Below are 21,963 nucleotides of genomic sequence, written 5' to 3'. Positions count from 1 at the left end.
ACCGGTTCGCCCGCTCCGATTCCACGGTTCGTCCATCCAGGAGGATATTCATGTCGTTTGTCCGTTTTCTCGCCCGGCCCATGCTCGCCTCCAGCTTCGTCCTCGCAGGCATGGACAAGCTGAAGAACGCGGACGACACTGCGACACAGCTGTCACCACTCCTGCGCCGCGCGGCCGCATCGCTGCCCTTCCAGACGGACGAGAAGGCCCTCGCCCGCCTCATCGGCGGCACGCAGATCGGCGCAGGGGTACTCCTCGCGCTGGGCAAGGGTTCCCGCCTGGCCGCCACCGTGCTGGCAGTGATCTCGGCCCTCAACGGCTACGTCGAGTGGCGCAGCGCCGACAAGTCCACCAAGGAAGGCCGCGATTCCCGCCGGCAGCAACTGCTCAAGAACATCACCCTGAGCGGCGGCGTCCTGCTCGCCGCCGTCGACACCAACGGAAAGCCCGGCCTCGCCTGGCGCGCGGAGCACCTTGCCGCCGACGCCCGGAAAAGCGCGGGACACCTCGCCTCGGACGTCAGGAAGACGACGGGCAAGCAGCTGAAGATGGCCGACAAAGCCGTCCGCAAGGCCGTAGAGCACACGGCCGGAGCATAAGAGAGCAATGACAGGCGCCGCCCCTACAGCAGCCAGCACTCCCCTCCCGGCCGACGCGGCGCCGCACTGGCCGGCACCGCACGCCGTGCGGCCCGTCGACGCGACAGTCACGGTTCCCGGGTCAAAGTCCCTGACCAACAGGTACCTGGTGCTCGCTGCCCTTGCGGACGGCCCTTCGCGGCTGCGCGCCCCGCTGCATTCCCGGGACTCCGCGCTGATGATCGAGGCGCTCCGCCAGCTCGGAGCCACCATCGCCGAGGTGCCCGGCGACGGGACCTTCGGCCCGGACCTCGAGGTCACCCCCATCAGCCCCGACATGCCGGCAACGGCAAGCAGCATTGACTGCGGGCTCGCGGGCACCGTCATGCGGTTTGTGCCTCCGGTGGCCGCGCTGCGCCACGGCGAGACGTTGTTCGACGGCGACCCGCACGCCCGCAAGCGGCCGATGGGCACCATCATCGAGGCGCTGGCCGGTTTGGGCGTCGAGGTCCAGCGGCCCGACGGCGGCGCGGCGTCCTCCCTCCCCTTCGCCGTGCACGGCACGGGCACCGTACGCGGCGGCCACCTCATCATCGACGCCAGCGCTTCCTCGCAGTTCGTCTCGGCCCTGTTGCTGGCCGGTGCGCGCTTCGCCGACGGACTGCACCTTGAGCACGCCAGCGCGGAACACCCCGGCACACCGGTGCCGAGCCTGGACCACATCAACATGACGGTCGCGGTGCTGCGGACTGTCGGCGTCGACGTCGATGATTCCCGCCCCAACCACTGGGTTGTCTCCCCCGGCAATATCCGCGCCTTTGACCGCCGGATCGAACAGGACCTTTCGAACGCGGGGCCTTTCCTCGCGGCCGCGCTGGCAACGGGCGGCACCGTGCGCATCCCCAACTGGCCGGCCGAAACCACCCAGGTGGGTGATCTGTGGCGCAGCATCCTGGCCACCATGGGAGCCACTGTCACCCTGGAGGACGGCACGCTGACCGTCAGCGGCGGACCGGAAGTCAAGGGGGGCAACTTTGACGAAACAAGCGAGCTCGCCCCCACCGTCGCCGCATTGTGCGCTTTGGCCACCGGCCCCTCGCGGCTGAGCGGCATCGCCCACCTCCGCGGGCACGAAACGGACCGGTTGGCCGCACTCGTGGCCGAGATCAACCGACTGGGCGGGGACGCCGAGGAAACCAGCGACGGGCTCATCATCCGCCCTGCCGCGCTGCACGGCGGCGTCGTGCACAGCTACGCCGACCACCGGATGGCCACCGCCGGTGCCATCCTCGGCCTGGCAGTACCCGGCGTCGAGGTGGAGGACATTGCCACCACCGCCAAGACAATGCCGGACTTCCCGCAGCTCTGGCAGGCGATGCTCGCCCAGGGAAGCGGCCCCGAGCCTGGCGCGGCTGCCGTGGCACTGCCCGGTGTTCCCGGGAAGGACGCCACCGGTGGCCCGCAGCACTGATTCCTGGGACGAATCGGACGTCCGGATCCGGCCCAACAAGAAGGGCACCCGGCCCCGGACCAAAGACCGTCCCAGCCACGACGACGCCGTCACCGGGCGCATCATCACCGTTGACCGGGGCCGCTACACCGCCGTCGTCGACGAAGGCGCCGGAACGGAGCGCACCATCATCGCCGCCCGCGCCCGCGAACTGCGCCGCAACCCGGTGGTGGCCGGCGACTTCGTCTCGCTCGTCGGGGACGTCACGGGAGAACCGGACACGCTGGCACGGCTGGTGAAGATCCAGGACCGCAGGACACTGCTGCGGCGCAGCGCCGATGACACCGACCCGATTGAACGCGCCGTCGTCGCCAACGCCCACCAGCTCGTGATTGTGGTGGCGGCCGCCAATCCCGAGCCGCGGACGGGCTTTATTGACCGCGCCCTCGTGGCGGCCTACGACGCCGGCATCGAGCCGCTGCTGCTGGTGACCAAGGCTGACGTCAAGGACCCGGCCGAGCTGCTCTCCAACTACCGGCACCTGGAGTTCCCGGTCATCATCAGCAAGACGGCGGATTCTGCCGCCTCGGGCATCGACGCGCGCTCCGACGACGGGTTGTCGGCCAGGCTGGACAAGGACGCGGTGTCTCAGCTGCGCGGCTACCTCGACGGCAAGGTCACCGTCATGCTCGGCCACTCCGGCGTCGGAAAGTCCACCATGGTCAATGCCCTCACCGGCGCCGAGCGCGCCACCGGCGGCGTCAACGCCGTGACCGGACGCGGACGCCACACCTCATCCTCAGCCCTTGCCCTCAAGGTCAACGACGCGCCGGCCGGCAGCTGGATTATCGACACCCCCGGCATTCGCTCCTTCGGCCTGGCACACGTGGATCCGGACCGGATTCTCCGGTCCTTTCCGGATCTCGAGCCCGGTACGGACGCCTGCGAGCGTGGATGCAAGCACGACTCCAGCGCCGTCAACTGCGGCGTCGACGCCTGGGTGGCGGCAGGGCACGCGGGACCTTCCGGACCGGCCCGGCTCGCCTCCCTTCGCCGCCTGCTCGGCACGGATCCGCGGATGGAAGCGCAGGACGTCAAGGAACTCGGTACCGTTTCGTAGCTGGCCGGGAACGTGGCCTTCCGGCGTTGGAGCCTGCTTTGGCGGTAGTTTGGAACCATGAGTCAACCCGCTTCAAGCTACAACGATGACCTGCGCCTCGCCCATGTACTGGCAGATTCCGTGGATTCCCAGACCATGAGCCGCTTCAAGGCGCTCGACCTTCGGATCGAGACGAAGCCCGACCTGACCCCGGTCACCGACGCTGACAAGTCCGCCGAGGAAGCCATCCGGGGCCAGCTGTCGCGCTCCCGCCCGCGGGACGCCGTCCTCGGCGAAGAGTTCGGCAGCTCCGGGCACGGCTCCCGGCGCTGGATCATCGATCCCATCGACGGGACCAAAAACTTTGTCCGTGGCGTCCCCGTCTGGGCCACCCTGATCGCCCTCGTGGACGAGGGCGAGCCCGTGGTCGGCGTCGTCAGTGCCCCGGCACTGGGCAAGCGCTGGTGGGCGGCGAAGGGTGCCGGCGCCTACACCGGCCGCTCCCTCGCGTCCGCGACGCGGCTGAAAGTCTCCAACGTTTCGGAACTTTCGGACGCCTCCCTGTCCTACTCGAGCCTGGGCGGCTGGAAGCAACGCGGAAACCTTGACGAGTTCATCGGACTGACCGAGGAAGTCTGGCGGACCCGCGCCTACGGCGACTTCTGGTCCTACTGCCTGGTGGCGGAGGGCGCCGTCGACATCGCCTGCGAGCCCGAACTGAACCTGTACGACATGGCCGCCCTCGTCCCGATCGTCACGGAAGCCGGCGGCCGCTTCACCTCCCTCGAGGGAGAGGACGGGCCGTTCGGCGGCAACGCCCTCGCCACCAACTCCATCCTCCACTCCGAGGTCCTCAAGCGCCTGAACCCCGGCCTCGACGACCTCCTCTAGAGGCAAGCCGGAGCCGCCCGTAACAAAACGCTTCATATTCCGGCACGCCTTTTCGGCGGCAGCAGGCATGTCCTACGCTCGAAGCAGGTCACGAGTGCCAGCGCTAAACCCCGGTTTGCTGGCCGGCAACCCTCCATTCGCGGCGGGGTGCCCCGGGTGACGACCTGGCCGGTCCGGAACGGACCCGGCAAGCGCGGATCCCCGAGGCAGGGGGTCCTTTTCAAGCGAGGTCCCATGACGACTGCAACCTTTCCCGCCACCCCCGGTTTCGGCTCCGCTTCAGAGACGCCGCGCGATGACCGATTCGCCGTCGCCGTCCGGCCGCTCGCAGCGGTGACCGGAGCCGAAATCCAGGCGCCCCTGATCCAGGGCGGCCACGTCCGCTACGCCAACCTCGACTACGGCGCGTCCGCCCCGGCGCTGTCCGTGGTGTCGGCCTACCTGAACGAAATCCTGCCGTTCTACGCCAGCGTCCACCGCGGCGCAGGATATGCCTCACAGATCAGCACCTCGGTCTACGAGAACGCCCGCAACATCGTCCGGAACTTCGTTCGCGGACGGGCCGATGACTCGGTCATTTTCACCCGCAACACCACCGATTCACTGAACTTGCTGGCCGGCTGCCTGCCGGTCGAGAACGGCCGGCACACCGGCGAGGTGCTCTACCTCGACATCGAACACCACGCCAACCTGCTGCCGTGGCAGACCGTGCCGCACCACAGCGTCGTGGCCGCGCCCACCATCGCGGAGACCCTCGACGCGCTGCGCGGGCAACTCGCGGGCGGGGGCATCAGCTTGCTGGCGGTCACCGGCGCCTCGAACGTCACCGGCGAGATCCTGCCGGTCCGCGCGCTGGCCGCCCTGGCCCATGAGTACGGCGCGCGGATCGTCGTCGACGCCGCCCAGCTTGCCCCGCACCGCCGGATCGACATCGCCGCGGACGACGTCGACTACCTCGCCTTTTCCGGCCACAAACTCTACGCGCCGTTCGGCGCGGGCGTGTTGGTTGGCCGGCCTGACTGGCTCGACGCCGGCACCCCGCACCTGGCCGGCGGCGGCGCGGTCAGCGACGCGCGGCTCGACACCGTCAGCTGGACCACCGGCCCGGCACGGCACGAGGGCGGCTCGCCGAACGTGCTTGGCGCTGCCACCCTGGCGCGGGCCACCCAGGTGATCACGGCCCTGGACCAGACACAGTGGCACGCCCACGAGAACGCCATCCGCGCCTTCCTCGTCGAGGGGCTTCGCCGGATCGACGGCGTGAGCGTGCACCAGATTTTCGCGGACAGCGGCGCCGTAGCCGGTCGTGAAGACACCGGCCCGGGCACAATCGGCGTCGTCAACTTCTCGGTGGAAGGCTACGACGCCGGTTTGGTGGCGGCGTACCTTTCCGCCGAGCACGGGATCGGCCTGCGCGACGGCCGGTTCTGCGCGCACCCGTTGCTCAAGCGGCTGGGGCTGCCCTCCGGTTCCCTGCGGGCCAGCTTCGGCCTTGGCTCCCGGCTCGAGGATGCGCAGCGGCTCCTCGCCGGAATCCAGGAGCTGCGGCAGACCGGCCTCGGCTGGGACTACGTGGTGGATGCGGGCCGCTGGGTCCCGTCCAATGACCACCGCATTTATCCGCACTGGGCACCGAACACCCCGGGGACCGCGGGTGCCGCTCCCTGTGCGGTTGTGGAGTAGGCGGGACTCCGGGCTGGTCCGCATGCGGTAAATTCGAAAGGTACCAGCCGACCTGCCGAAGGAGATCGCACGTGGCACGCGGCGGCCCCAAACTGCACAGTGGCCCCAAGCTGCACAGTGGGCGCCGGCGGGAGCTCGGGCAGAGTTTCCAGGACGGCGGAGACCATTACGACCGCGTCCGGCCGGGCTACCCCGGCGAGTCGGCTGAGTGGCTGATCCCCGCCGGGGCAAAAGACGCCGCGGACATCGGGGCCGGCACCGGGAAGTTCACTTCCCTGCTGGTCGAGCGCGGGCTGCATACGGCCGCCGTCGACCCTTCCGCGGACATGCTGGAAGTGCTCCGGCGGACGCTGCCACAGGTGGACGCCGTCGAAGGCACTGCCGAGGAGACGGGACTGCGCTCCGGGGCCTTCGATCTGGTGACGGTTGCGCAGGCCTGGCACTGGTGCGATCCCCTCCGGGCCAGCACGGAGGCGGCACGGATCCTCCGTCCGCACGGCGTTTTGGGCCTGGTCTGGAACCAGCTGGATACTTCCGTCCCGTGGGTCCATCGCCTGTCCAGGATCATGCATGCCGGCGACGTCCACAAACCCCACTTCCGGCCGCCCCTGGGACCCGAGTTCACCGCCCTTGAGAGCCATCTGACCCGGTGGGAGGATCCGGTGACCACGGCCGACATCCTGGAACTGGCCAAGTCCAGAAGCTACTACCTGGCCGCCGGGGAGGCCACGCGGGCCAAGGTGCTGGCCAACCTCGGCTGGTATTTGCACGAGCATCTGGGCCATGCCCCGGAGGAAGTGCTCGCGCTCCCCTACCTGACCCAGAGCTGGCGCGCTGTACGCGCCTGATTGTTACCGGCCCCGTTGCAGCCGACGGATGCGGTGGCTTATGGTTTCGGTATGCCTAAAAGTAAGGTGTAGGCCACCTTAATGCGTCGACGTTGACGCCCGGACCATGGGAGCCGCAGTGCTGGATCTGACTGGACGCGAATCACCGGTGCCGGGAGCGCCCCTCCCCCGGAAGCACGGGGGACGCCGTGCGCTGCTGGGCCTGCTGGGTCCGGCCTTCGTCGCCTCGATCGCCTATGTCGATCCCGGCAATGTCGCCGCTAATCTCACCGCCGGGGCACAGTACGGGTATCTCCTGGTCTGGGTCCTCGTGGTCGCCAACGTGATGGCCGTGCTGGTCCAGTACCAGTCCGCGAAGCTTGGAATTGTGACCGGCAGGAGCCTCCCGGAAATCCTCGGCGAACGCCTCAAGCCGTTCTGGCGGCGCGCCTTCTGGGTGCAGGCCGAGATCGTGGCCGCAGCAACGGACCTCGCCGAAGTTGTAGGCGGGGCGATCGCTTTGTACTTGCTCTTCGGACTGCCGCTGCCCCTCGGTGCCCTCATTGTCGGCGGCGTGTCGATGGCCCTGCTCGCGGTGCAGGCCAGGAACCGGCAGCGTCCCTTCGAATTCGCCATCATCTTCCTCCTGGCCATCATCACCATCGGATTCCTGGCCGGCCTGTTCATCAGCCCGCCGGACCCCGGCGGCTTCGTCGCCGGGCTGGTCCCGGGCTTCCAGGGCCCGGACACGGTGCTGCTGGCGGCCAGCATGCTCGGTGCGACGGTGATGCCGCACGCCATCTACGTCCACTCCGCCCTCTCGCGGGACCGGCACCGGCCGAACCCCCACCTGCACGTCCCCGTGCCGGCGATGGCCCGGCTCGTCAAAGCCACCCGCTGGGACGTGGTGGCCGCGCTCGCCATCGCGGGTATCGTCAACATCGGCATGCTGCTTTTGGCCGCGTCCACCTTGGGCGGCGAGGAGGGAACGGACACCATCGAGGGGGCCCACGGGGCCATTACCGCGAACCTGGGTCCGGTGGTCGGCGTCGTCTTTGCCGTCGGCCTGCTCGCCTCAGGCCTGGCCTCCACCTCGGTGGGCTGCTACGCCGGCGGCACCATCATGCAGGGCCTGCTCAAGATCCGGATCCCGCTGATGACCCGCCGCGTGATCACGCTGATCCCCGCGGTCGTACTGCTCTCGGTGGGCTTCGACCCCACCTGGGGCCTGGTCCTCAGCCAGGTGGTGCTGAGCTTCGGCATTCCCTTCGTCCTGGTTCCGCTCGTGGTGCTGACCAGCAACAAAGCGCTGATGGGCCGGTTCGCCGACCGCATGCCGCTCCGGATCGCCGCCGTCACGGCCGTGGTCCTGGTTGTGGCCCTGAACCTGGTGCTGCTGTGGCTTACCTTCTCCGGGGCTGCCGGACGGTAGGCTTGTGGCTGTGAAGACCAGTCCGCCATCCTCCTCCATCGAGGATTACGTCAAGGTCATTTACTCTTTCACGGAGTGGCAGGACAAGCCCATCACTTCCTCGCAGCTGGCCCAGCGGCTCGGCGTCGCGAACTCATCGGTCTCGGAAATGGTCCGCAAGCTCAAGGACCAGGGCCTCGTGGACCACCAGCCCTACAGTGCCATCACGCTGACGGCCGACGGCGTCCGGCTGGCCCTGCTGATGGTCCGGCGTCACCGGTTGATCGAAACTTTCCTCGTCCAGGAGCTGGGCTACCGCTGGGACGAGGTCCACGACGAAGCCGAGCTTCTCGAGCACGCGGTCTCGGACACCTTCATCGAGCGGATGGCCGCGAAACTGGGCCACCCGGTCCGGGACCCGCACGGCGACCCGATCCCGGCCGCCGACGGTTCCGTCTTGATGCCCGGGGCCCACCGGATGAACCAGCTGGATGAGGGCCACACCGGTCGGATCACCAGGATCAGTGACGAGAACCCTGAGCTGCTGCGCTACCTCGCCGCCGAGGAAATCGACCTGGACGCAGCCGTTGAGGTCATCGGCCGGAGACCGTTCGGCGGAGCGCTGGTTGTCAGGATCGGGTCCGGCAGCGGCGGGCGCGAGATCGACCTCGCCGATGAGGTGGCATCGGCCCTGTGGGTTTCCAGCGACGTGGCCCATGCCGGCTGCAGCGTCGAAGGGCCGTGAGCTCCGGGCACGTTGAGCGTCCTGGGCCGCCCCCACGGTGCGGCTAAAGTTGAAGGATGATTACCCGACGCGAAGCAGCCCAGATCCTTGATATTCCGCTGGAGATGGCGCATCGTCACGGCATTCCTCCCCGCCTCACGGACGCCGAACTCGGCGAACTGCTGGACAATCCGCCGCCGTGGCTGGTCCAGTCGAAGGCGAACCGGACGGGCAAACGCCCGGTCTGGGTCCAGCTCACGTGTGCCGTCTGCGGGTTCTCCGAAGCCGCCCGGCCAAAAAAGTGGTGGCCCGACTTCACCTACGTCTGCTGCGCACACCATGCCCCGCACGAGGTCCCCGGCGTCGCCGCAGGGCTGGTCCGCAGCGAGTACGAGGGCGTAGGCAGCCGCTTCGTGGGCATCGTGGACGTTGCGGTTCCGGAGGCGTAATTTAGGAGCACGGGGCCGCCCCGGCCCCTCCGCCTTAGGAGGGCGCAATGCCTGACAAAACTCCACACCAGAACCAGGCCAAGAAGCCGGTCAAGACGATCAAGGAAAAACGGGCCGACAAGAAGTCCAAGAACATCGCGGACACCCATGCCGACCCGGTAGCGCACATCAAGAAGCGCTGATCCAGCGCCTTTTAACGGCCGGTGGCTGTGCCGACCTGACCGTTAGGGCGCGAAACAGCGAAAGGGCCGGAAGCATCAGCTTCCGGCCCTTTCGTTGTTCAGCCACTATGGCGGCCAAGGCCTTACGCCGGACTAATTCTGGCGCTGCGGGCCAGCGCAACCCAGTCCCGAAATGACCCAGCCGCCCGGAATGGTGGGCGAGACACCGACGATCCAGTCCCCGCTCCTCACGGTCTGCGCATCAATTGGCGTCCAGCCGGCGGTGGGCGCCGGACGGTGCGGCTGGATGCTCGGCCGCCCATTCCGCGGCAGCTTCGACGGGAGTCGCCGCACCGGGGACACTGGTGTCGACATCTGCGACAAAGGGGTCATGACACGCCGTCGTCGTCTCTCCTGTTGTCACCGTGGCCGTCGGGACAGGAGCCTTCGCCTGGGGCGACGCCGACGCTGACGCGCACGAAGCCAGGGCGGGCACAACAAACAGGGCTCCGGTCACTCCGAACAAGTGTGGCTCTACCAGAGGGGTGTTGCCTTGTGACGATAGGCTGCCCACCATGGAGTGGTGGGAATGAAGGACAAGGGACGTTGGGCTTCCAGTGTGCTGGGATTGCTGGCCATATGCAGCGGGACCACGGGGTGTGTTTACGACTATCCGGAGCCACCGCAACCTGCTGCGCTGTCGCGTGGCCCCGGACCAACGTCTCCTGAACGGGCAATAAACCGGCGCATCCTGGACCAAGAGGCGGACAACTTTGCAGGACTGGACCGGCTCCTCGGCGCTCCGAGCGAGGCAGTCCTCTTTTCCGACGCTGGCCCCCTTGATGGCCCGGCCAGGGGCTTTGGGAAGTCAGCAAAGGTGCAGGTTCCGGGGCAGTACGCGATCACTGCAGCCTGCGTTGGTGCTGCCGAGGCACAGCTATTCCTCACCCAGGAGGACCCCGATGGCGGCTTCAGGCCGGTTGAACTCGAGCTGGACTGTGTCGGCGTCACTTCCCGGGTGATCGATCTCCAGCAAGGGTACGTCTCAGCCCACCTGTTGCTTTCCAGCCCAGGTGATACGCCATGGACCGGGGCGGTGGCCGGTGTCCGGGTGACCCGCGTCAGCTGAGCTGCAACGAATGTCTGCGCCCCCACAGGTAGCGGATCCCTACGCGAGGGTGCAACATGTGGCTCATGGATTTTGCATCGAACAAGCTCCCGGAATCGGGCCACGTGGTCCTGCTGGGCGATTCCATTTTCGACAACGCCGCCTACGTTGACAGCGGACCGGACGTCATTACGCAGCTGCGGGAAGAGCTCCCCGGATGGAAATGTTCGCTCCTTGCGGTGGACGGGGACGTGATTACCGGCGTCGCACGCCAGTTGGGCCAACTCCCCTTGGACGCTACCCATCTGGTGGTGAGCGTGGGCGGAAACGATGCCCTCGGCTATGCGCCTTTGCTGCAGGAGCATCCGGCTTCGGTGGCGGAGGCATTGCTTTTGCTTGGCGCGGCGAGAGACCGGTTCGACGCAGACTATCGGGCAATGCTCCCTGCCGTCCTGGCTCAGGACCTGCCCGCGGCTGTGTGCACGATCTATGACACTCCCCCGTCAGAGCCGAACCAGAAGGTCATCAAGGCCGCGTTGTCCCTCTTCAACGATGCCATCACGCGGGCTGCCTTTTCCATAGGAGCACCGCTGATCGACCTGCGGCTTATCTGCTCCGAGGATGAGGACTACGCGAACCCCATCGAGCCTTCGTCACGGGGCGGACGGAAGATCGCGCAGGCCATTGCTACCCTCGTCCGGACCGGGCGTCCTGGCCCTCATTCTGTTGTCGTCGCCAGCGCCCAGCATCCCACCCGGGACTACCAATCCGGACAAAGAAAAACACCCCGGTCCGAAGACCGGGGTGTCAACGATGAGCCGAGACATCCGTAAAGGATGTCTCGACTCATCACAAAAGTGGAGATGGGGGGAATTGAACCCCCGTCCGATGTCGTGTTGTCAGGGCTTCTCCGGGCGCAGTTTGCGTTGGAGTTTCTCGGCCCCAGCCATGCTGCAAACAGCTGGCTGATCCGGGCCCAGTCATCAAAGAGTCCCGTTCACCCCGATGACGGGGGTAAACAGCAGTGGCTATTTAAATGACGCCAGGATCCGGGGCAATAGCAACCTCGGGCTGACGGACTGTCTTACTGCTTAGGCAGCGAGAGCGAAGTCAGTGCGTTTTGATTCGGCACTTATTGGTTTGCAGAAAGCGTTTACGAGATAATTCTGCATCCTCGGCCCGCTTCACCTGTCGCGACTAACATCGTCGAAACCGATCATCCCCGTATTTTGTTATCAAACCGGTCCAGCTCTTCGTGGTCTCCTCGCGGTTTCCACTCCGTTCCTTCCCGGACTACCAAGCATAACGCATGCACCGGCGGAATCATTCCCCCGACGCGGCGGGCGCGTCCCCGGCGCAGACTTCAGCGGCGGTTCCGCTCGCGCATCACACGAAGGGCCTCGCGCTTGTCCTGCTGCTCGCGCAGCGTCTGGCGCTTGTCGTATTCCTTCTTGCCGCGTGCGACGCCGATCTCAACCTTGGCGCGCCCGTCCAGGAAGTACAGCTGGAGGGGAACGATCGTGAAGCCGGATTCGCGGATCTTGTGCGAGATCTTCGTGAGCTCCTCGCGGTGCAGCAGCAGCTTCCGGCGGCGGCGGGCGGCATGGTTGGTCCAGCTCCCCTGGTGGTACTCGGGGATGTGGATGCCCTCCATCCACAGCTCGTCGTTGTAGAAGGTGCAGAAGCCGTCCACCATGGAGGCGTGGCCCTCGCGGAGGGACTTCACTTCCGTCCCCATCAAAGCGATCCCGGCCTCGTAGGTGTCGAGGATGTGGTAGTCGTGCCGGGCCTTGCGGTTGGTGGCCACTACCTTACGGCCACTTTCTTTAGGCACGGTACAACTCCTTGGTTCGCGTTGCGGCCGGCTGAACGCCGGCCAATGGTTCGGCCGCCACGTCGGCGCCGATTTTCTCCAGTTTACGGTAGAGCTGCGGGACAACCGGGAGGCTTCGCTCCCGGCGGATCAGAGCAGGTTCATGGGATCGACGGCCCGGCCGTTGAGCCAGGTTTCGAAGTGCGAATGGCAGCCCGTGGAGTTTCCGGTGGTGCCGGAGTATGCGATCAGCTGCCCCTGGCTGACCTGCTGTCCGGGCGAGACCACCACGCGGGAGTTGTGGTAGTAAATCGTGGTCAACGAATTGCCTTGGACAACACCGTGGGAGATCTTGACGTTGTTGCCGCCGCCGTCGTTGGCCCAGCCGGCCGAGAAGACGGTGCCGGCGGCCGGTGCGTACACCGGTGTGCCACAGGCGGCGCCGAAGTCGATGCCGGTGTGCATGTAGCCGCCCTGGCCGTAGAAGTCGACGGTGCCCGGCGGCGTCGCGCGCCAGCCGAAGCCGGAGGTGATCGGGATGCTGGAATCGAACGGGTGCCTGAGGCCGAACGCCGACGGCGAGCCCTGGGCCGGCGGGACATACGGTTGGACGGCCTGGCCCTGGGCGCGGGCAGCCGCCGCGGCGGCTTCGGCAATGCGCCGCTGCTCGGCTTCCCAGGCTTCGCGCAGCTTCCGGTCCCGCTCGACGATTTCCGCTGCGACGGCGTCCTGCTGGGCCTTCACCTGGGCCAGCTGGCTTTGGATGCCGGGCTTGGCGGCCTGCAGTTCAGCGTCGAGGCGCGTGGTATCCGCAATGAGCTTGTCCACCTGCGCCTTCTTGGCCTCGGCCTCGTCCCGGGCGGCCTGCTCCCGTGCCAGGGCGGCGTCGGCCTTTGCCTTGAGGTCCTGGATTTCGGCTTCCACCGCCTCGAGGCGGGCCTGGGCGTTGGTGTTGGTGGCGCTCTGCTGGGTGAGCTTGTCCATGGCGGCGTTCTGGCTTCGCATCGCCTGGTCCGCGAGGTCGATCGTGTCCGTCAGGTTGCCGTTGTTTGAGCCGAAGAACAGCGACAGGTTGGACGGCACGCCGCCGGACTTGTAGGCCTGCGTGGCAATCTGCCCGATCAGCTTCTTGGTGTCGGCGATCTTTTTCTTGTCCGTCTCCAGCTGCTCGGCGATCTTGGCCTTGTTCTGCTGGGCGAGATCCACCCGCGCCGCGAGGGCGTCGACCTCCCGGACAGCGCCGGCCACCCGCCCCTGCGCGTCGAGCAGGGCCTGCTGGGCACCGGGAAGCTGTCCCTGGTAGAGGACCAGGTCGCCGGCGGCCTGGGCAATCCGGGCGTCCACGAATTCGAGGGAATGCTGGACCTGCGTCGCCTGGTCCTTCAGGGCAGCCTGCTGGTCTTCGAGGTCATCGGCGGAGGCCACGGGCGCCGAGGTGCCCAGGCTTGCGGCGAGGACCAGCGCCAGCGCGGCACTGACCATCCGGCCACGGGCCCGGACTGGGCCGGCCTGGCCGGACCGACGTGCCCGTCGGTTGTTCGGTGTCATCTGAAATCCTGTTTCGTTACGCACGCTAGACCCTCAGGTAACGGCGGAGGGTGAGCAGTGAGGAGATTCCGGCCAGGACAACGCCCGTTCCGATCAGGGCCGGGGCCAGGACCAGGGTCTGGCCGGGCGAGATGAAGGCGGTGTCCGGGTACTGCTGGGACAGATAGTCGCCGAGGAAGAACTGCGCCACGGCCCAGAGCGTGGCCGAGGCCAGGGCGGCGCCGATGACGGCGGCAATCACGCCCTCAAGGATGAACGGCAGCTGGATCACCATCTTGGAGGCTCCCACAAGGCGCATGATTCCGGTTTCGCGGCGGCGGCTGAACGCGGACAGGCGGATGGTGGTAGCGATCAGGAGGATCGCGCACACGATCATCACGCCGGCGATGCTGACGGCCACCAAGGAGGCGGCATTCATCGCGGAAAACAACCGTTCCAGCAGCTGGCGCTGGTCGATGACGGTCTCCACACCGGCCTGCGAGGAGAAGGTCTCGCTGATGATCTGGTACTTCTCCGGGTCCTTCATGTTGATCCGGAACGACGAGGGCAGTTGGTCCGGCGTCACGGAGTCGACGATCGGGGAATTCGAGAACTGTTCCTTAAAGTGCCTGTAGGCGTCGTCCTTGGACTCGAACTGGAAGTCGTTGACGTACTGCGCGACGGCGGGCGACTCCAGCAGGGCGCGGAGGCTCTCCTGCTGCTCCGGGGTGACCGGCCCGGTGGCGCAGCCGGCCGCCGTCGAACCGTCACTGCACAGGAAGATGGCCACCTGGACTTTGTCGTACCAGTAGCCTTTCATCTGGTTGATCTGCAGCTGCAGCATGCCCGCTGCGCCGACGAAGGTCAGGGATACAAAGGTCACCAGGATGACGGAGATAACCATGGAGAGGTTGCGGCGCAGGCCGCTGCCGATCTCACTGAGGATGAATGCGAGCCTCACAGCTGGCCCTCCCCTGCGGCACGGACCTCGGCGCCAGCGCCGCCGATGCGGCTTGAGCCGTGGCTGGCAGCGACGGAGGCGGTCACGGGCTCCGGATCTTCCCGGCCGCTGGCGTCCTTGAGCCGGCGGGACTGCCCCACGATCGGGATCATTGATGTGTAGAGGGCCCGGGCCTCGTCCCGGATCACGACGCCGTTCTCGAGCTCGACCACGCGTTTGCGCATCTCGTTGACGATGTCGTCGTCGTGCGTTGCCATCACTACCGTGGTGCCGTTCTGGTTGATCTTGTCCAGCACGCCCATGATTCCCATGGACGTGGTGGGGTCAAGGTTTCCGGTGGGCTCGTCGGCCAGCAGGATTCCGGGGCGGTTGACGACGGCGCGCGCGATTGCCACGCGCTGCTGCTCGCCGCCGGAGAGTTCGTGGGGCAGGCGGTTCTCTTTGCCTTCCAGGCCGACGGTCTTCAGGACCTCGGGGACGGTGTCGCGGATGACGCCGCGGCTCTTGCCGATGACCTGCATGGCGAAGGCGACGTTGGCGAACACGGTTTTCTGCGGCAGCAGCCGGAAGTCCTGGAACACGACGCCGATACCGCGGCGGAGCCGGGGCACTCGCCAGCTGGAGATCTTTGCGACGTTCTGGCCGGCGACATAGACAGCACCGGAGGAGGCACGGTCCTCTTTGAGGACCAAGCGCAGGAAAGTCGATTTGCCGGAACCGGAGGCTCCGACCAGGAAGGCGAATTCGCCGCGGTCGATCTCAAGGTTGATCGAATCCAGCGCGGGACGCTGGTTCTGGTCGTAGACCTTGGTGACATTTTCGAAACGGATCATGGCCCTAAGTGCCCTGCGGGGCCTGGCTCGTGGCCAGTCCTGCTGCCGGTGCGCGGGCTTTCGTTGGGGAGGCAGAGAGCTCCGGCTTCTCGACTATACGCACGGGTAACCGCAGATTCGCCGGAACAGTGGGGTGTGTCGCGCGATTGCCAGCACACTCCCAGTTAGCCGGCCCTTCCGAGGCCCGGCGCCGGGTTACTTCTCGGCGTTCCGGTTGTCGGTGCGCCAGCGGATGCCGGCGTCGATGAAGTCGTCGATCTCACCGTCGAACACGGCGGAGGTGTTCCCCACCTCATGCTCGGTGCGGAGGTCCTTGACCATCTGGTATGGGTTGAGCACGTAGGAGCGCATCTGGTCACCCCAGGAGGCCTTCACGTCGCCGGCGAACGCCTTCTTCTCGGCGTCCTCCTGCTCCTTCTTGAGCAGCAGGAGACGGGACTGCAGCACACGCAGGGCAGCGGCGCGGTTCTGGAGCTGCGACTTCTCGTTCTGCATGGACACGACCGTCCCCGTGGGGATGTGGGTCAGGCGCACGGCGGAGTCGGTGGTATTGACCGACTGGCCGCCCGGGCCGGAGGACCGGAACACGTCCACGCGGATCTCGTTGTCCGGGATGTCGATCGAGTCCGTCTGCTCAATCAGCGGGATGACCTCGACGGCGGCGAACGAGGTCTGGCGGCGGCCCTGGTTGTCGAACGGGCTGATCCGGACCAGGCGGTGCGTGCCCGCCTCCACGCTCAGGGTGCCGAAGGCGTAGGGGGCCTTGACCTCGAAGGTGGCGGATTTCAGCCCGGCCTCTTCGGCGTAGGAGGTGTCCATGATGGTGGTGGGGTAGCCGTGGCGTTCGGCCCAGCGGAGGTACATCCGCATCAGCATCTCTGCAAAGTCGGCGGCGTCCACGCCGCCGGCCCCCGCGCGGATGGTGACAACGGCTTCGCGCTCATCGAATTCGCCGGAGAGCAGCGTGACCACTTCGAGTTCCTGCAGGGCAGCGCGGACTGATTCCAGCTCCGTGGCGGCGTCGGCCATGGAATCGGCGTCGTCCTCGTCCTGGCCGAGCTCCACGAGGACCTCAAGGTCGTCGATCCGGGAGACGAGCCTGTTGAGGCGCTCGAGTGCGGACTGCTTGTGTGAGAGCTTCGAGGTGATCACCTGGGCCGCCGCAGGATCGTCCCACAGGTTGGGCTCCCCCGCGCGCTCGCTCAGCTCCGCGATGTCTTCCTTCAGCGCCTCGACATTCGAAACGTTTTCGATGGAGGCGTAGGTGGCGCGCAGCGCGCGGATCTCAGCGGGAAAATCTATGTTAGCCATGGTTTTTTAACCCTACGCTATTCGTGCCGGGCGCCCCGACCCGCTCAGCGGCCTACCGGCTCAGCGGCTCAGCCGCGAGCGCGCTGTCGAACTCGCCTCAACGCGGATACCATCGGGGACGAGGAAATTCACCACGGGCGGATGGACCGCAGCGCTCAGGGTCACGACGGCGGTGGCCCCGTCCGGACTACCGGTGCCGGGCGCCACGGCCAGGCCGCTAAACCGCGCGAAGGCACCGTTACGCTGCAGATAGTCGACGGCGGCACTCCGCACCCTTCCCCCGTCCAGCACGGTGGTGGGCATCCCCGCGGAACTGCCCAGCTGGCCCAGGGTGAAGCTGTCCGCCGCCGCCACGGAGGCGCCGTCGGCGAGGGAGAGCAGTTTCTTGTGTTCGAGATAGACGCTGGTAGCCGCCATGACCACGGTCGCGAGAAGCAGGGCGAGCAGGACGTAGCCGATGATGAGCACGATCATCTGGCCTTCCTGCTGGCCTTCCTGTTTAGGGGTGGCGTGCCGCAAGCCACGCCACCGGCGGGCCCGCACCGGTTCCTCCAGCCGGCAGCTCACCGGAAGCGCCCGACCAGCTGCGTCGCCGAGGCGGTGAGCCGGCTCGCGTTGAGGTGCAGGTCTTCACTGAACGGGACAAACGGCAGGGGCACGGTGAGCTGGACGGTGGTGGTGACGGCAGAGCCGGGGGCAGTGCAATCGGCCGGCTGGCAACTGGTCTCCAGCGTGGCGTTTGCCGTCTCATACCCGTAGTCAGCGAGCGCCAGCAGGACGGCCTGCTCCGCCGCGGCCCGCCCGCTCATGGCGTCAGGCTGGGCCACGAAGACCTTCGCGGCCTGGTCGGCCGCGCCGACTGCGGCAAGGGAGCCCGCCTGGATCTGTCCGACGGTAATGATGAAGTACACAAGCGGCACTATCAGCAGCAAGGACAGGAAGGTGAATTCCACTACCGCGCTCCCCTGTTCGGAGCCGTTGTCAGGGCCGGATGGCGGCATGCCCCTTCACCTCCAGGGTGTCGCGCGGCCCGATCAGGCCGAGCACCGGCAACGGGGCGCGGACCGTCACTTCCAGGGTGGCCACGCCCTGATAGCTGGTCTCGCTCGTGCTCACGTCGCTCGCGAAGTCGGGGCTGAGCGCCACACTGATCAGCTGCGCCGTCCGCTCACGGGCATCCGTGGCATTGCGGTCGGCGAGCGTGCCGTATCGGGCGCCGGAAGCGGCTGCGTCGATGAGGGTGTTCCGAACGTGCAGAACGAGGGTGAGCTGGATGATGGCCATGAAGAACAGCGTCAGCAGCCCGCCGACGAGGACGAAGTCGACCACGGCCGCGCCCCCTTCCCCGGCGCCGCTCGCGCCGGCGCCCCGCGGCCCGCTGCCCCAGCGTCCGCCGGGCTCGGCCACGTGCTACTGCCCGACCTTGTCCATTGCCTGGTTGAACAGTCCCTCAAGGGCCGGCCCCGCCAGCGCGAGCAGGGCCGCGACGAGAACGGCCGACATCAACGTGATCATCACCCACCCCGGCACATCCCCGCGTTCATGGTGGTCGTTGCTGCTGTCCTGGTCAATGAGGGTTTCTCGCGTGGCCGGCCCCGTAGACGGCCGAAGGAGAATTCCCAAGATGAAGATCAAGAACGCTGTGCGGATACCGATAAAATTCACTGTGTCCCCTTTGTGACTGCGGCCCGCCGTTGTGCGTGCCCTGTTTCTGCTGCTCACTTGTCGTGCTGTTTTTTCTCCCATGGAGTACGTCCTACAGTCCGAGGCTGATGGCAGCCAGACCCGGGAACACGGCGAAGACGACCGTGAGCGGCAGCACGCCGAAGACCAGCGGCACCATCATCCCGATCTCTTTTCTGCCTGCGGACTCCATCAATTCCCTTTTCGCGCTGTCCCGGACATCCTGCGCCTGCGCCCGCAGCACGTCGGCAAGCGGCGTGCCGCGCTCGACGGCCACGATCATTCCGTCCACGAACCGGATCAAGGGGCCGAGATCAGTCCTTGATGAGAATTCCTGCAGCGCTTCGACCAGCGGCGTTCCCGCCCTGGTTTCGGCCAGCACGCGGGTGAATTCCTTTGACAGCTCACCGCGGGCGCTGCGGCAGACCCGGTCCAGCGCGCCGGTGGCGCTCTCACCTGCGCTCACGGCGAGCGCCATAAGTTCGGCGATGCTGGGAAATTCCGCCATCATCCGGACTTCCCGCTTCTTGATCTGCACGGACAGCATGTAGTCGCGCAACAGGTAGCCCCCGCTGGCGCAGCCCAGAACGGCCAGAACGGCAACCGTGGGGCTGAACCGCCCGGAAGCACCGGACAGCAGCACTGCGCCGACAGCCAGGACGAAGCCGCCCGCGCCCCACAGCAACTGCTCGGCCCGGAAGTGGACCGGCGGCTTGGTGCTCCCGGCGCGGGCCAAGCGGCGCGCCAACGCTGCAGTGCCGGGGTTGATCCTGCCGAGGGAGGTGACTGCGTCCCGGAGAACCGGACGCAGGATCCGTTCAAGTGAACCGAAGGGCGTGACATTCCGCGGAGCCTGCCGCAGGAGCGCTGACTCAAGATTGTGCGACTTCAGCTGGGGTCCGATGCGCTCCGCGAACGTGATCGGCCGCATGAACGGCAGCCTCACGAGGAGGAGCCAGATTCCCGCGCCGAGGAGCACCCCGCATGCAGCCGCACTCGCCATGAGGCCGCTCACCGGAGGACCCTCTCGTCCTCGGCAAGGGCCCCGATACGCAGCATGATGGCGTATGAGACGAGGGAGACTGCGAGCCCGCCCAGCAGGACGGCCGCTCCGGCCGGCGTGTTGTACGCCGCGACGGCTTCAGGTCTGCTGGCCAGCAGGACGAGGACGATCCATGGCGCGGCGACCGCAAGACGGGCCGCATTGACTGTCCAGGACTGCCGGGCTTCCAGTTCGCTGCGGGTGCGGGCGCTGTCCCTCAGGAATTCCGCAAGGGTCCCCAGCAGGCGGCCCAGGTCTGAGCCGCCCACTTCACGGGTCAGCCGGAGGGCCTCGACGATCCTGTCCGCCACGGGGTCCGCCAGCCGGTCCTTGAGTCTGGTGAGCGACGGATCGAACTGGCCCCCCGCACGGTAGTCGGACCCGAAGTCACGGAAAACCGGCCTGAGCTCGACCGGGCCGTTGTCCCCGAGCTGGATGAGGGCTTCGGGCAACGACAAGCCGGCCCGGATGGCGGACCGCAGATGGTCAACGACGTCAGGCCAGAGCAGGCGCAGAACGGCGGACCGTTTCCGGGCGCGCCACCGAACGACGGCCAGTGGCAGCCAGGCTCCGAACAAGCCGAAGCAGCCCGAGATCGGCCAGGACCGTGTCAGCGCAAAGAAAACTATCGCCGTGAAAGCCCCGACGGCGAGGCAACTGGCAACCAGACCCGTTCCGGTGACCTTTTCGATGCCTGCCGTCAGCAATAGGTCTTCCAGCCTGCGGGGACGCGGCGCACGCCGGGGCGGCGCCGGCAGCTCCCAGAGAGACCACCAGATCAGCAGGAGCCCCGTACCCGCAAGTACCCCCAGCAGCGGCGCCATCAGCGCGGCTCCAGCAACGCAGCGACGTCGTATCCGGCGCGGGCGAATTTATCCACGGCGGGCATGGAGTTAGCCTTCGGCTCAACGTGCCCGTCGGCCATGGCAAAGACCATGGAGGATTCGATGATGCCGTTTTCCACCCTGCGCCCGAGGGAAAGGATCTCCGTTACCTGCCGGCGGCCGTTGGCGTGCCTGCTGCAGTGCACGACCAGATCGATGCAGGAGGCCACGGTGGGAACGACGAACGCGCTGGAGATGTTATCTCCAGCCAGCAATGGAAGTGTGCAGAGCTTCGTCACGGCGTCGTGGGCGGAGTTCGCGTGGATGGTGCACATCCCGGGAAGCCCGGAATTCAAGGCAATGAGCATGTCGAGGCTTTCGGCCTCCCTGACTTCGCCCACCACCAGCCGGTCGGGCCGCATCCGCAGGGCCTCCTTGACGAGCCGGCGCAGCGGTATCTCGCCTTGCCCCTCAAGGTTCGGCTGCCGGCATTGCAGACCGACAACGTCGCGGAGCGGAAACTGCAGTTCGAAGATTTCCTCCACGGTAATGACCCGCTCACGGGTACCGATCCCGGCCGCGAGGCAGTTGAGCATGGTGGTCTTGCCGGCCTGGGTCGCCCCGGACACCAGGATGTTCAGGCCGCTGGCCACCGCGGCACCGAGAAACCGAGCTGCCTGCGGGGTCAGCGTCCCGAGCTCAACAAGGTGTTCAAGCCTGCTGGCCTTAACAATGAACTTGCGGATGTTGACAGCCCAGTGCCGGCGCGTGATGTCGGGGATGACGACGTGCAGCCGGGATCCATCGGGAAGAGCGGCATCGACAAAGGGCGACGAGAGGTCAAGCCGGCGCCCGGAACTCTTCAGCATGCGCTCGACCAGGTCCCGCACCTGCTGGTCTGTGAGGGAGATGGAGGTAAGCTCCGATTCCCCGTCGCGGGCCACATAGACTTCGTGGGGCGCGTTGACCCAGACCTCCTCGATGCCAGGATCATCCAGCAGCGGTTGCAGTGCACCAAAGCCGGCAACGGCGTCGAAGACCAAGCGTCTGGCGGGCTCCAACGGGCCAATCGGTGGCAACGGCGCAAGCAGGGCCCGCTGGTCGTAATCGCGGACCGCGGCTTCCACGAGCCGCCGGACCTCACCTGCCTGACGCAGCGGGTCCAGGGCGCGGCGCCGGATCAGCTCGCGGACCTCGTCCTCAACGATGCGTACAGCCTCCATACTGGCCCCCAATAGGACTGCCGCCCTGCCGCTGAGGCGGGGCAATTGGGTTAAAGCTAGGGGAGGGATACCGGCCGGACAATAGCGCGGGAGGCCTTTGTGGAAAACCGCCAGCGTTTAAACATGACAACATTCCCACTGGCACCAGTGGAACCACTGGTGCCGTCTATCCCCCCGGTGCTAGGGTGGGCGCGACAAGTCAGACACTCTCGAGCCCCGACGGCATCCTGCCAGTTGAACCGGGTACGGGACCAACGTGACGCGGCTTAGAGAGCGTGTCATTGCTCCGGAGCGAACCATGAAGCGGACCCCATTTTTTCCGACCAGTCAGAACGGCCGTAGAATCGGGGCCGTTCTTCTTGCGG

25 protein-coding genes, 1 other RNA gene and 1 riboswitch are annotated in these 21,963 nt (G+C 66.8%); of the genes, 12 read left to right on the top strand and 14 right to left on the bottom strand.

Going from position 1 to position 21,963, the window contains the following annotated elements; translation table 11 throughout:
- Positions 1–50: 50 nt before the first annotated feature.
- From QFZ65_RS07605 to QFZ65_RS07560, 10 genes are all read left to right on the top strand, one after another.
- Positions 51–599, top strand: coding sequence for a DoxX family protein (locus QFZ65_RS07605; RefSeq protein ID WP_306909501.1), 549 nt, complete (start codon positions 51–53; stop codon positions 597–599).
- 7 nt (positions 600–606) lie between these two features.
- Positions 607–2,049 carry a 3-phosphoshikimate 1-carboxyvinyltransferase gene (gene aroA / locus QFZ65_RS07600; RefSeq protein WP_306909499.1) on the top strand — a complete coding sequence of 481 codons (1,443 nt, stop codon included), beginning with the start codon at positions 607–609 and terminating at the stop codon, positions 2,047–2,049.
- Positions 2,033–3,148, top strand: coding sequence for a ribosome small subunit-dependent GTPase A (locus tag QFZ65_RS07595; RefSeq protein WP_306909497.1), 1,116 nt, complete (start codon positions 2,033–2,035; stop codon positions 3,146–3,148). Before aroA ends, QFZ65_RS07595 begins: the two co-directional genes overlap by 17 nt.
- 57 nt (positions 3,149–3,205) lie before the next feature.
- Positions 3,206–4,018 (top strand): histidinol-phosphatase, encoded by an 813-nt coding sequence (gene hisN, locus QFZ65_RS07590; RefSeq protein ID WP_306909495.1) that lies wholly within the window; start codon positions 3,206–3,208, stop codon positions 4,016–4,018.
- An 86-nt stretch (positions 4,019–4,104) separates the two neighbouring features.
- Positions 4,105–4,218, top strand: a riboswitch (SAM riboswitch).
- 34 nt (positions 4,219–4,252) lie between these two features.
- Positions 4,253–5,701 carry an aminotransferase class V-fold PLP-dependent enzyme gene (locus tag QFZ65_RS07585; RefSeq protein WP_306909493.1) on the top strand — a complete coding sequence of 483 codons (1,449 nt, stop codon included), beginning with the start codon at positions 4,253–4,255 and terminating at the stop codon, positions 5,699–5,701.
- A 71-nt stretch (positions 5,702–5,772) separates the two neighbouring features.
- Positions 5,773–6,549, top strand: coding sequence for a class I SAM-dependent methyltransferase (locus QFZ65_RS07580; protein ID WP_306909492.1), 777 nt, complete (start codon positions 5,773–5,775; stop codon positions 6,547–6,549).
- Positions 6,550–6,697: 148 nt separating this feature from the next.
- Positions 6,698–7,960 (top strand): Nramp family divalent metal transporter, encoded by a 1,263-nt coding sequence (locus tag QFZ65_RS07575; RefSeq protein WP_306912526.1) that lies wholly within the window; start codon positions 6,698–6,700, stop codon positions 7,958–7,960.
- Between the two features lie 10 nt (positions 7,961–7,970).
- Complete coding sequence (locus QFZ65_RS07570) at positions 7,971–8,684, top strand: metal-dependent transcriptional regulator (protein ID WP_306909490.1); 714 nt, start codon at positions 7,971–7,973, stop codon at positions 8,682–8,684.
- Positions 8,685–8,740: 56 nt separating this feature from the next.
- Entirely contained in the window at positions 8,741–9,112 is a 372-nt protein-coding gene (locus QFZ65_RS07565; protein ID WP_306909487.1) for a hypothetical protein, read from the top strand.
- 47 nt (positions 9,113–9,159) lie between these two features.
- A complete protein-coding gene (locus QFZ65_RS07560) occupies positions 9,160–9,294 on the top strand; it encodes a hypothetical protein (protein WP_264354462.1) in 135 nt (44 codons plus the stop codon).
- A gap of 241 nt (positions 9,295–9,535) precedes the next feature.
- Here QFZ65_RS07560 and QFZ65_RS07555 read toward each other — a convergent pair whose 3' ends face one another.
- A complete protein-coding gene (locus tag QFZ65_RS07555) occupies positions 9,536–9,790 on the bottom strand; it encodes a hypothetical protein (RefSeq protein WP_306909485.1) in 255 nt (84 codons plus the stop codon).
- A gap of 360 nt (positions 9,791–10,150) precedes the next feature.
- Between QFZ65_RS07555 and QFZ65_RS07550 the strand changes: the two genes are divergently transcribed.
- Together QFZ65_RS07550 and QFZ65_RS07545 are read left to right on the top strand one after the other, a co-directional pair.
- Positions 10,151–10,402 (top strand): hypothetical protein, encoded by a 252-nt coding sequence (locus QFZ65_RS07550; protein WP_306909483.1) that lies wholly within the window; start codon positions 10,151–10,153, stop codon positions 10,400–10,402.
- A gap of 65 nt (positions 10,403–10,467) precedes the next feature.
- Complete coding sequence (locus tag QFZ65_RS07545; protein WP_306909481.1) at positions 10,468–11,214, top strand: SGNH/GDSL hydrolase family protein; 747 nt, start codon at positions 10,468–10,470, stop codon at positions 11,212–11,214.
- A 22-nt stretch (positions 11,215–11,236) separates the two neighbouring features.
- Here the strand turns inward: QFZ65_RS07545 and ssrA are convergent.
- The 13 genes from ssrA to QFZ65_RS07480 all read right to left on the bottom strand — a co-directional run bounded on the left by ssrA (position 11,237) and on the right by QFZ65_RS07480 (position 21,598).
- Positions 11,237–11,605, bottom strand: a transfer-messenger RNA (tmRNA) gene (ssrA, locus tag QFZ65_RS07540).
- A gap of 139 nt (positions 11,606–11,744) precedes the next feature.
- Complete coding sequence (smpB, locus tag QFZ65_RS07535; protein WP_090950286.1) at positions 11,745–12,215, bottom strand: SsrA-binding protein SmpB; 471 nt, start codon at positions 12,213–12,215, stop codon at positions 11,745–11,747.
- A gap of 129 nt (positions 12,216–12,344) precedes the next feature.
- A complete protein-coding gene (locus tag QFZ65_RS07530) occupies positions 12,345–13,742 on the bottom strand; it encodes a peptidoglycan DD-metalloendopeptidase family protein (protein WP_373427569.1) in 1,398 nt (465 codons plus the stop codon).
- Positions 13,743–13,767: 25 nt separating this feature from the next.
- Positions 13,768–14,682, bottom strand: coding sequence for a permease-like cell division protein FtsX (ftsX, locus tag QFZ65_RS07525; protein ID WP_306909479.1), 915 nt, complete (start codon positions 14,680–14,682; stop codon positions 13,768–13,770).
- Complete coding sequence (gene ftsE / locus QFZ65_RS07520; RefSeq protein WP_306909477.1) at positions 14,679–15,515, bottom strand: cell division ATP-binding protein FtsE; 837 nt, start codon at positions 15,513–15,515, stop codon at positions 14,679–14,681. The genes ftsX and ftsE overlap by 4 nt, the downstream gene beginning before the upstream one ends.
- 195 nt (positions 15,516–15,710) lie before the next feature.
- Positions 15,711–16,826: a peptide chain release factor 2 gene (gene prfB / locus QFZ65_RS07515; protein WP_306909475.1), complete on the bottom strand. Its 1,116-nt coding sequence runs from the start codon at positions 16,824–16,826 to the stop codon at positions 15,711–15,713.
- Between the two features lie 60 nt (positions 16,827–16,886).
- Positions 16,887–17,300: a pilus assembly protein TadG-related protein gene (locus QFZ65_RS07510; protein WP_306909473.1), complete on the bottom strand. Its 414-nt coding sequence runs from the start codon at positions 17,298–17,300 to the stop codon at positions 16,887–16,889.
- Positions 17,301–17,389: 89 nt separating this feature from the next.
- Positions 17,390–17,827: a hypothetical protein gene (locus QFZ65_RS07505; protein ID WP_306909471.1), complete on the bottom strand. Its 438-nt coding sequence runs from the start codon at positions 17,825–17,827 to the stop codon at positions 17,390–17,392.
- A complete protein-coding gene (locus QFZ65_RS07500) occupies positions 17,808–18,110 on the bottom strand; it encodes a pilus assembly protein (protein WP_373427634.1) in 303 nt (100 codons plus the stop codon). Before QFZ65_RS07500 ends, QFZ65_RS07505 begins: the two co-directional genes overlap by 20 nt.
- A gap of 126 nt (positions 18,111–18,236) precedes the next feature.
- Positions 18,237–18,491 carry a hypothetical protein gene (locus QFZ65_RS07495; RefSeq protein ID WP_306909466.1) on the bottom strand — a complete coding sequence of 85 codons (255 nt, stop codon included), beginning with the start codon at positions 18,489–18,491 and terminating at the stop codon, positions 18,237–18,239.
- 91 nt (positions 18,492–18,582) lie between these two features.
- On the bottom strand, positions 18,583–19,512 hold the full coding sequence (locus QFZ65_RS07490) for a type II secretion system F family protein (RefSeq protein ID WP_306912524.1): 930 nt from the start codon (positions 19,510–19,512) through the stop codon (positions 18,583–18,585).
- A gap of 8 nt (positions 19,513–19,520) precedes the next feature.
- A complete protein-coding gene (locus tag QFZ65_RS07485; protein WP_306909465.1) occupies positions 19,521–20,375 on the bottom strand; it encodes a type II secretion system F family protein in 855 nt (284 codons plus the stop codon).
- Positions 20,375–21,598 carry a CpaF family protein gene (locus QFZ65_RS07480; protein ID WP_306909464.1) on the bottom strand — a complete coding sequence of 408 codons (1,224 nt, stop codon included), beginning with the start codon at positions 21,596–21,598 and terminating at the stop codon, positions 20,375–20,377. The genes QFZ65_RS07485 and QFZ65_RS07480 overlap by 1 nt, the downstream gene beginning before the upstream one ends.
- Between the last annotated feature and the right edge of the window lie 365 nt (positions 21,599–21,963).

It is taken from the genome of Arthrobacter sp. B3I9 (assembly GCF_030816935.1).
In the GTDB taxonomy this organism is placed as follows: Bacteria; Actinomycetota; Actinomycetes; order Actinomycetales; family Micrococcaceae; genus Arthrobacter.
Note: the sequence above shows the minus strand (reverse complement) of the source record. Positions and strands in the feature narration are given on the sequence as shown.